Origin of the sequence: Crocosphaera sp. Alani8 (assembly GCF_038442745.1) — a bacterium.
Lineage (GTDB): Bacteria > Cyanobacteriota > Cyanobacteriia > Cyanobacteriales > Microcystaceae > Crocosphaera.
On the sequence record NZ_JARVCN010000230.1, the window covers coordinates 1 to 5,222 of the forward strand.

At 34.8% G+C, this 5,222-nt stretch carries 6 protein-coding genes; 4 read left to right on the forward strand and 2 right to left on the reverse strand.

Annotated features, from left to right (window positions below; translation table 11 throughout):
* On the forward strand, positions 1 to 475 hold a 475-nt coding region (locus tag P9B04_RS13795; RefSeq protein WP_342055564.1), incomplete at its 5' end, for a HAMP domain-containing protein.
* Positions 476 to 535: 60 nt separating this feature from the next.
* Here P9B04_RS13795 and P9B04_RS13800 read toward each other — a convergent pair.
* Positions 536 to 2,143 carry a peptide ligase PGM1-related protein gene (locus P9B04_RS13800; RefSeq protein WP_342055565.1) on the reverse strand — a complete coding sequence of 536 codons (1,608 nt, stop codon included), beginning with the start codon at positions 2,141 to 2,143 and terminating at the stop codon, positions 536 to 538.
* Positions 2,144 to 2,232: 89 nt separating this feature from the next.
* Between P9B04_RS13800 and P9B04_RS13805 the strand changes: the two genes are divergently transcribed.
* Genes P9B04_RS13805 through P9B04_RS13815 form a run of 3 tightly spaced genes read left to right on the forward strand, consistent with a single transcriptional unit; the run spans position 2,233 to position 4,704 of the window.
* Positions 2,233 to 2,664, forward strand: coding sequence for an NUDIX hydrolase (locus P9B04_RS13805; RefSeq protein ID WP_342055566.1), 432 nt, complete (start codon positions 2,233 to 2,235; stop codon positions 2,662 to 2,664).
* Positions 2,665 to 2,666: 2 nt separating this feature from the next.
* Positions 2,667 to 3,932 (forward strand): FGGY-family carbohydrate kinase, encoded by a 1,266-nt coding sequence (locus P9B04_RS13810; RefSeq protein ID WP_342055567.1) that lies wholly within the window; start codon positions 2,667 to 2,669, stop codon positions 3,930 to 3,932.
* 16 nt (positions 3,933 to 3,948) lie between these two features.
* Positions 3,949 to 4,704 (forward strand): TIGR00297 family protein, encoded by a 756-nt coding sequence (locus P9B04_RS13815; protein WP_342055568.1) that lies wholly within the window; start codon positions 3,949 to 3,951, stop codon positions 4,702 to 4,704.
* On the opposite strand, the gene P9B04_RS13820 is transcribed toward P9B04_RS13815, so the two are convergent.
* Positions 4,699 to 5,073, reverse strand: coding sequence for a DUF1823 family protein (locus P9B04_RS13820; RefSeq protein WP_342055569.1), 375 nt, complete (start codon positions 5,071 to 5,073; stop codon positions 4,699 to 4,701). The genes P9B04_RS13815 and P9B04_RS13820 overlap by 6 nt on opposite strands.
* Between the last annotated feature and the right edge of the window lie 149 nt (positions 5,074 to 5,222).

The following is a 5,222-nucleotide window of genomic DNA, read 5'->3' on the forward strand; positions in this document are numbered from 1 at the left end:
TTATGTACAGGTATGTCTAGTATTGTACAGGTTTTTGTCTTCTAGAAAAACCTCCACTAAAGCAGTTGAGAAATTGGGCAAAGGAGAATTAGACACTCGCATCGCTATCGAAGGGGAAGATGAACTGGCAACCCTAGGTTCTAATATTAACCTCATGGCTGAGCAGATTCAGTCGTTGCTCAGCCATGAAGAAAAACGTAATGCAGAATTAGCCTTTAATATTGAAGAAGTCAAAAAAGCCAAAGCTGCCGCGGAAGAGGCAAATCAGGCTAAAAGCTCCTTTTTAGCCAATATGAGCCATGAGTTACGAACTCCCATGAATGCAGTTTTAGCTACTATGAAGAAAGGTACAGAAGAAGGAAGTTGGGCAACATTGATTAAGTTAGCTCGCTATTTCTCTGAGATTTATCAGAGAGATATTCCTTTAGAAGAACTATTAACGGTAGAGGAGGCAACAGTACACAGTGAACAGTGAACAGTGAACAGTAAACAGTAAACAGTTCAAACTGATAACTGATCATTGATACGACAACTACTATAGTGTCCAAGCAATAGGCAAATTGGGACTAATTGTTTCATTATTGTTATCCATAAAAATCGCTGACTCTAAATCTAATACTTTTGTTACTTGCTGATAAATTTCTTCAGCTTCTTCTAAGGAATTGCCGATGCAAGTTAATCCTAATTTTCCAAATTCTGATAATGCTCCCATTAAATGAAAAACTGTTCCTGTTTTATTACTACTGTCAAAATGCAAACGGTATTTGGCAACAATATCCATCAAATCATCAGGGAGTAAACCACAATATTGTGGGTTTTGTAAGTTATCAGAAGCTATATAATATTTTGCATGATTATCTTGGGTATAAAATAAACCTGTCTCTTGATCGTAAACACCATTTGTTAGTAGTTTTAAGGTCATAAAAGGATGGGTTGTTCCCCCTTTTCTGAGGTTGATTTCGATGGCTTGAATATCCCATTCTTCTCCTTGGTTCGAGGGGTTACGCACTGCTAAAAAGTCCACTCCATACATTTCCATTGCACCTTTTTTAGCCAATGCTTGACCGACTTTTAGCCCCAATTCTTGTAATTTTTGACGGTATCTTTCATCCGCAGGAAAACGACATCCTAAATAAATTTGTCCGTCTGGCCCCCCTAAAATTTGATCGTGAGTTGAAACAATACTAACATTTCCATCTGGGGTGATATAACCTTGAACGCTAGGGGATCTTTTTTCTTTTCCTTCTATAAATGCTTCGACAATGGCACCTAATTCGGGAATTCTACTGGAAAAGTTTTTCCAAGTTTCATCTTTTGCTTGAAAACTTAGCTGTTTTAAACTGTTTAAAATTACTGTTTTATTGACAGTTCCATTTGATAAGGAATTACTAATATTTTTTTTCAACTCATCTAAATTTAGTACCGCATTTCCTTCTCCAGAAAATCCTTCGTTGAGTTTAACTACGATACGATTTAAGTTAAGATTCCTTTGCAAAAGTTTATATATTTCTAACACTAAATCGTCAACATTATTAACCAAACTGCTACCGTCAGGATGGGGAATCATAGATTGTGAAAAAATCTCTCTGCTACCACTTTTTGAACCCCAATAACTCAGTTGTGGCGAAGCTGCAAATAGGGGAATATCTAATTTTAAAGAAAGTTCTTGTTCTAAATTTGTAGCATTATAACATACCATATACGACTTATTTGGACGTAAGGCAAGGCGAATTCGCTGGACTAAACGAGGACGTTCTAAAATTTTTTGAGTTAGGGGCTTGAATGAGTTATCATAAGTAGTTAGTAATAGTAAGCGATCGCGTGCGTGAGAAAAAGGAATTCCAGGTAATAATTGCAAATAATATTCAATAATTATGGGTGACAAAGGTTGTCCGGTAACATAAATTAATCTGGTTTTTGGATTTCTTAAACGAATTAGGGAAAATAAAAGACGTTCTTCGTAATGAAGAAAACCTTCTACTTTCTGCCCAACTCTTTGATCAATACTAAAAGAGGGAACCACCAAAATATCATAACCATCTTGCTCGAATAGGTCTTTTCCTTGCCAATATTGTCGTAGTTTATCTTGTAGTTTATTAAAGTTTTGGTTTTGAAGATCATCAGATTGTTTTAGACTGTTCATTTTTTTGAGCTTGGGGAGATGATATTAATGGTAGTGTATGGCTTTTTTCATTTTTATTGTATAGTAATCATAGTTTTATGACCAAAGTTATGACATTTCGTAACCCAATTCCTACAGTTGATATTATTATAGAATTAATCGATCAACCTCACCGTCCTATTATTTTAATTGAACGTAAAAATCCTCCTTATGGATGGGCTTTACCAGGGGGGTTTATTGACTACGGAGAAACAGTGGAAAATGCGGCTCATCGAGAAGCGAAAGAAGAGGTTAGTTTATCTGTTAATTTAATCGAGCAATTTCATGTTTATTCTAATCCGAATCGGGATGAACGTAAACATACAATGAGTATTGTTTTTATTGCTACTGCGACGGGGTCACCTAAAGCAGCAGATGATGCGAAGAATGTGCAGATTTTTGACCTTTGGGAATTACCAAAAAATCTTTGTTTTGATCACGATAAAATTTTAGAAGATTATCAAAATTATCGCTACTATAAATTACGTCCTAATTTAATTTAATTATGTTGTTTTTAGGGATTGATTTTGGAACATCAGGGGCAAGAGTAATTGTTATTAATGATGATGAAGAAATTATCACTCAAGTTAGTTTATCTTTTTCTTGCCAAAATACTCACTATTTAGCTCAACAATGGGAAGATACTCTTTATCTTCTATTAGAAAAAATTCCCATAAAAATTAGGAAAAAAATTGAATTCATTTCTATTAATGGAACTTCCTCAACTGTTTTATTATGTAATGCCGAAGGAATACCAATTGAAAAACCGATTTTATACAATGATTCACAAGATATAACTATTTTTGATAAATTCAAAAGTATTATTCCTAAAGAGCATATTGTCAATAGTTCTACTTCTAGTTTGATTAAGCTTTTGTGGTGGTATGAAAATAATAAAATATCCCCCAATTCTTATCTTTTACATCAAGCGGACTGGTTAGGGTTTTTGTTACATGGAGAACTAGGAATTAGCGATTATCATAATGCTTTGAAACTAGGTTATGATGTGGAAAATTTATGTTATCCTGATTGGCTAAAAGCCTTGCCCATTAATGCAGTTTTACCAGACGTTTTACCCCCAGGAACTCCTGTAAGAACCGTTAAAGATGATATAGTTAAAAAGTTTAACTTCCCTAAACATTGCCTTGTTTGTACAGGAACAACCGATAGTATTGCTGCTTTTTTAGCCAGTGGTGTAAAAAACCCAGGAGAAGGGGTGACTTCTTTGGGTTCAACCCTAGTTTTAAAATTACTGAGTAACAAGCGCATTGAAGATATTTCATCGGGAATTTATAGCCATCGTCTAGGAAATTTATGGTTAACAGGAGGAGCCTCTAATACGGGAGGAGCAGTGTTAAAACATTTTTTTACCGATGAAGAAATAGAAAAAATAAGTAAAAAAATTAATACTAATCAACCCACCAAATTAGACTATTATCCCCTATTAAAACCTGGAGAACGATTTCCTATTAATGATCCTAAACTAGTGTCTAAAATTGAACCAAAACCTGACAATAAAGTAGAATTTTTACAAGGTTTACTAGAAAGCATAGCTAAAATTGAAGCCTTGGGATACAATAAATTACAAGCTCTAGGAGCAAATCCTATTACTCAAATTTATAGTGCTGGAGGTGGAGCAAAAAATAAAAAATGGGTCAAAATAAGGCAAAACTATTTACAAGTTCCCGTACATATTTCCCCTCAAACAGAGGCCGCTTATGGCACGGCTTTACTAGCAAAACGAAGCCAAATTACTTATAATTATCCATAGGAGTAACACAACAATTATGACAGAATTATCCTTAAACAATTCTTGGATTATTGCCCTTATTGTTAACAGTATTTTATTTATTTTTGCTTTTATTATTCCCAAAAAGTTATTGACTCCTTTGGGGTATTTTAATGCCTGGATTTTAGGAGTAATTGTCTGGGGAATATTAAGCTGGCAAGGTTATGCAGTGGTGATGTTTTACTTCATAGTAGGTTCCGCAGTAACTAAAATTGGTATGGCAGAAAAAGAAGCAGCAGGAATTGCGGAAAAACGCTCAGGAGTACGCGGTCCAGAAAATGTCTGGGGTTCAGCATTAATTGCTACTTTTTGTGCCTTGGGAAGCCTATTTCTTGACGCTCCTTGGACACAATTATTGGCATTAGGTTATGTGGCTAGTTTTAGCACCAAATTATCAGATACCACAGCTTCAGAGGTAGGAAAAGCTTATGGAAAAAGTACCTTTTTAATCACTACTTTAAAACCCGTTCCTCCTGGTACAGAAGGTGCCATTAGTTTAGAAGGAACTGTCGCCGGAATAATTGCATCTGCTGTCATTGCTGTGGTGGGTTATGGAGTAGAATTAATTGATTTGATAGGCATTATTTATTGTATCATCGCTGCTTTTATTGCCACTAACCTAGAGAGTGTAATCGGAGCAACTTTACAAGAAAATCTAGAATGGATGACCAATGAAATAGTTAATATTATTAACACCTTTATTGGTGCATCAGTTGCTATCTTATTGGCCTGGTTATGGCTCAATTTTTCATGATTGAGATGAGTGTGTAACTAAATGATTTAATAACCAATTTGCCATAGTTGCTCGGCGGGTATCTCTCGGTCCAAATGTACCTATTTTGTAGCCCTTAAAACCTAATTTTTCCTTCAATAGTTGTTTATTTTCTTTAGGAATAGAACGAGTTAGTTTAACTGTAGGAGGACGATTCTCGATAAAATTTGGAGGTTCGGGATATTCTTCTTTCCAAGAAGTTTCTACTTCTGAATTGTCCCAGGTTTGACTACTTTTATCATAGCGATACCCCAAATAATACCACACCATTTTATTAACGGTTTCATCGTCAATTTTCTCGTTAAGAATGTCATTAATTGTCTCAGTGCTAAGAGAGGGTAACTCGTTCATAATTCTTTTCAATTAATAAAACCATTTTAATTTTAACCTAAAACAGTTCCTGTTAATAGCTATATTTAAAAATTAAGTAACCAGGCAAAATTGATTGTATACTCACATCTTGCACCTGACGAGACAAAGTTCCAAACCATGTTCATAAA

What these genes read in the sequence shown, in the direction of transcription:
- P9B04_RS13820 (WP_342055569.1), bottom strand. Translation starts at nt 5,073, where the DNA reads ATGAACGAGTTACCCTCTCTTAGCACTGAGACAATTAATGACATTCTT.
- P9B04_RS13815 (WP_342055568.1), top strand. Translation starts at nt 3,949, where the DNA reads ATGACAGAATTATCCTTAAACAATTCTTGGATTATTGCCCTTATTGTT.
- P9B04_RS13800 (WP_342055565.1), bottom strand. Translation starts at nt 2,143, where the DNA reads ATGAACAGTCTAAAACAATCTGATGATCTTCAAAACCAAAACTTTAAT.
- P9B04_RS13805 (WP_342055566.1), top strand. Translation starts at nt 2,233, where the DNA reads ATGACATTTCGTAACCCAATTCCTACAGTTGATATTATTATAGAATTA.
- P9B04_RS13810 (WP_342055567.1), top strand. Translation starts at nt 2,667, where the DNA reads ATGTTGTTTTTAGGGATTGATTTTGGAACATCAGGGGCAAGAGTAATT.